The following is a 3,983-nucleotide window of genomic DNA, read 5'->3' as shown; positions in this document are numbered from 1 at the left end:
TTTTACAAAAATCACCCCCCTATTTTGCGTGGTTTGAGGCACCAAAAATGCCCCTTATGGCAAAAAAATCAAAAAACTGATAGCTTTAAGCAAAATGGCGTAAAAAAACTCTTTTTTAAAGCAAAAAATGGCGTAAAAAAACTCTTTTTTGGCGTAAAAAAACTCTTTTTTACAAAAATCACCCCCCTATTTTGCGTGGTTTGAGGCACCAAAAATGCCCCTTAAACAAGATATTAAACAAGAATATATATTAAACAAGAGTCCGCCGCTTAAGTTTTCTCTCTCAAAATCAATCCAAAAATAAGAACAAAATCAAAGAAAAATCGCTCATTATCTAACAATAATTTACTCTTTTTTCTTACAATTTTATTTAAGGGCGAGACTACTCTTTGTAATACAATTTCGCTACCGCTCAATTGATTACCGCAGAGTCTCGCAAAGGGGAAAATCCCCCTTTGAACCCCCTTATCTCACTTTGGCGTGAGATTGCAAAACTTGGTTTTGCATAGAATCGGGGCAAAAGCAATCATTGTGCTATCGCACACTGCTTTTGCCTTAGGCGTTCGCCTTACGGCTCACTTAACTCCGTGCTTCGCACTCCGTTTAGCTTATAAGGGAAAAAATGAAAAGTGTGGTTAGAAGTATTAGAATCCCCATAGAACAAGAGCAAGTTATAAGGGAGAAAATGCAAGAACAAGGGCTTACATTCACTCAATACGCCCTTAACTCTATGCTAAAAGGTAAAACACCAAAAAAAGAAAGCAGAGCTTTGCAGAACAAAGAGCTCATCATTGAACTTGCCAAGTGGGGTAACAATCTCAATCAAGTAGCAAAGCACCTTAACACAACAAAGGGCGGACTAGATAGAGTGGGGCTTGAAATGTTAGGGCGGATTGAAGCTCACTTGCAAGAGATAAGGGCTAAATATGATTGTTAAATTCTTTGGCAATCGCAAGGGCGGCGGAGTTTCAAGCATTGACTACTTGCTAAACGACCGCCGAGAGAAAGGCACAGCGAGAATCTTGCAGGGCGATGAACAGACAACAAGGAATCTTATTCTATCCCTTACACAAAAGCATAAAGTGTGCGTGGGGTGCTTGAGCTTTGAAGAAGCACAAATAAGCGAGACAGCAAAGAAAGAGATAATGCAGAGCTTTGAAAATATGCTCTTAACCCCAGCAATGCAAGGGCGGTATAACATTTTGTGGGTAGAGCATACAGACAAAGGGCGGTTAGAATTAAACTTTGTTATCCCCAAAATTGATTTAGAGAGCCAAAAAGCATTCAACCCATACTTTCATATGGCTGATTGTAAAAGAAAGGATATTTGGACTGATTTTGCCAATTTAACCTACAATCTAACAGACCCCAAAGACCCAGCCAAAGAAAACGCGATTCAAGGCAGTAAAAAACAAATAGGGCTTATACGCGATTATGAAGCCCTAGATGAGCTTTTAAATGCCGAAGTGATGAAAGGCAATATCACATCAAGGGAAAACCTAATATCGCTCTTAAAAGCTCAAAATATTGAAGTTACAAGGCAAGGCAAGGATTATATAAGCGTTAAGCTACAAGACAGCCCAAAGGCAAAAAGACTAAAAGGAGGCATATATGACGAACAATTCACAGAACCTAGCAAACTTAGCGAAATTAGCTCAAGCAGAAGCACAAAAGAGAGAGAATTTAATGCTAGAGAGAGAGAACCAATACTTGCAGAACTTAGACAAAGACTTGAAAGCCACATTCAATCAAAGGCTAGATTCTATACAGAGCTACACGATAGAGTATCTAAAAGAAACAATCAACCCAACAGCTCTAAAGATAAAAACCCTAGCGATGAGCTTTCTAAGCGGAATGCTAGTAATGATGATTTTAAGCTTGATTGCGTGGTATCAGTGGATAAGACCTTATCAAGTCTCAAGGGAGATAACTCAAAAAGCGAAAAATGGGAAAATCTACATAGACACGAGCAAGAGCAAGATACACAGGGAAAACGACAACATTTACCTACAAATTCAATAACGCAGGAGCAGGAAAATGACAGCATTAGAAGCCGAGTTAATAGCAGAAGTAGAGCGATTGCAGAAAGAGCTAGAATCCACGCAGAGCAGAGAAGCAGACTTATTGCTAAACAACGAGCTCTTATTGAAAGAACTAGAGAAAGAGACACAAAAAACGCAGAAGCTAGAAACCGACTTGAAACGCTTATTAGAGACACTCAAAGAGAGTTTCAAAGCCGAGCAAGAACGCACAGAACAGCACTTGCAGAGCTTAGAGAGCGATTATCCAAAGCAGTTGCAGACTTTGCAGACAGAATTAGAGAAGCTCTCTCAATAAAACGCCAAAAAGAAAGCAATATTGACAGCCTTTTGTCTCAAGTAGCACAAGCCCAGCGAGAGCAAGACAAAACCACACAAACACCGCAAGAGAGAATCCAAGAAAAACAAATTGAAGTAGTAAAGCAAATGCAAAGACAGAAGCCAAAAAGTAGGGGATTTAGTAGGTAAAAAAGAGTAATATTTTACATTATATCTCTTTTTATTAACAAAAACTAGCTAAAATAATATCGCCCCTAGCAATAGGGGCAAATCCAACTAAAGGCGTTACTATGAAACGACATAGCAAACGCTTGATTGCATTGTATCTAAATTTTAGGCTCTTTGGGTTTAAAATCAAAATTAGATACAAGCGGTAAGCGTAGGGGCTTTATGCCCCGCCCTTTAAGTTGGTAAAGCTAAAGGATTCTACCAATGATTACACAAGCTCCTAAGAAAAAATCCATTAAAAGAAAAACCCAAAAAGCCATAGTAACGCAAGATAATCGCTTTATCTATGCTAAATACGATATGAATGCCAATGAGATGAAATTTTTTATGTGGATAGTCGCACAGCTCAACAGCCAACGCGATACCTTGTTTCAAGTGTGTCAAATCCCACTTAGTGAGATTTTTCAAGTGTGGCAATGGAAAGAAACAAGTGAGGGTTATAACTATGTGCGAGAGCTTTGCTACTCTATGGCAAAAAAGGCTTATGTGGAGGATTTTAAACTGCTAGATGAAACCACAATGAAAGAAAAGAGTGTGTTTCAAGCAATGCCACTTTTCAAGTTTATTAGATACGAACAAGGGCAAAGTTATGTAACTTATCAGCTAAATGATAGCCTTACAGAATATCTTTTAGACCAAAAGCGAGATTTTACACAGCTCAAATTTAGCGATATACAGCAAATGAAATCAGCTTATAGCATTAGAATCTACAATATGCTAGTTTGTGAGCTAAAGCAAAACCGCCAAAGCCTAAAAATGAATCTTGCAGTATTGCAAAATATCCTAGAAGTGCCTAAGAGCCTTGAAGTGTGGCAAGACTTTAAAGTAAATGTATTAGAACGAGCTAAAAAAGACATTAACGCCAAATCAAACCTTGTTTTGCTTGAAATTAAGACATTTAAGACAGGGCGTAAGATAACCGACCTAGAATTTATCTTTGACTATAAGAACAACGATAAACGCATTATGAGAGACCAAGACAAGAAAAGAGCCTATAACAAGACTCTTTTAGAAATCCTAGAATCCTACATAGGCAAAAGAATTTTCATTAAAGGATTTGGTAAGCTTGTTTGCGAGTATAGACACTGGGACGAGAATATGCAAAATGTCTTTGTTTTCTGCAAACAGCTAGAGAGTGGCAAGGTAATATCTTTTAGAGTAAAGAATCTAAAAGATATTGAGAGCTTAGAAAGATATAGAAAAAAGGCAGAAGAGCTATTCTACCTTGACACAGAGAAAGTCCAAGAAGTGATAGACATTAGAAAGCAACTAGAATCAGGCACACTATTTGATAAGCTCTATAAGAAAGTTTAAGGTTTTTCACAAGAAAAAACTCTTTTTTACAAAAATCACCCCCCTATTTTGCGTGGTTTGAGGCACCAAAAATGCCCCTTATGGCAAAAAAATCAAAAAACTGATAGCTTTAAGCAAAATGGC

At 37.8% G+C, this 3,983-nt stretch carries 5 protein-coding genes; all 5 read left to right on the top strand.

What is annotated here, in order from left to right:
* The coding region (locus tag LS73_RS10360) for a hypothetical protein (RefSeq protein ID WP_236096933.1) at window positions 1–204 on the top strand (204 nt) is incomplete at its 5' end.
* 282 nt (window positions 205–486) lie between these two features.
* Window positions 487–639: a hypothetical protein gene (locus tag LS73_RS09880; protein ID WP_161976618.1), complete on the top strand. Its 153-nt coding sequence runs from the start codon at window positions 487–489 to the stop codon at window positions 637–639.
* On the top strand, window positions 623–937 hold the full coding sequence (locus LS73_RS09665; protein WP_138070033.1) for a plasmid mobilization protein: 315 nt from the start codon (window positions 623–625) through the stop codon (window positions 935–937). Before LS73_RS09880 ends, LS73_RS09665 begins: the two co-directional genes overlap by 17 nt.
* A complete protein-coding gene (locus LS73_RS09660) occupies window positions 927–2,507 on the top strand; it encodes a relaxase/mobilization nuclease domain-containing protein (protein WP_138070032.1) in 1,581 nt (526 codons plus the stop codon). The genes LS73_RS09665 and LS73_RS09660 overlap by 11 nt, the downstream gene beginning before the upstream one ends.
* Before the next feature lie 243 nt (window positions 2,508–2,750).
* Complete coding sequence (locus LS73_RS09655) at window positions 2,751–3,860, top strand: replication initiation protein (RefSeq protein ID WP_138070031.1); 1,110 nt, start codon at window positions 2,751–2,753, stop codon at window positions 3,858–3,860.
* Window positions 3,861–3,983 lie beyond the last annotated feature (123 nt).

It is taken from the genome of Helicobacter muridarum (assembly GCF_000765805.2).
Classification (GTDB): domain Bacteria; phylum Campylobacterota; class Campylobacteria; order Campylobacterales; family Helicobacteraceae; genus Helicobacter_A; species Helicobacter_A muridarum.
Note: the sequence above shows the minus strand (reverse complement) of the source record. Positions and strands in the feature narration are given on the sequence as shown.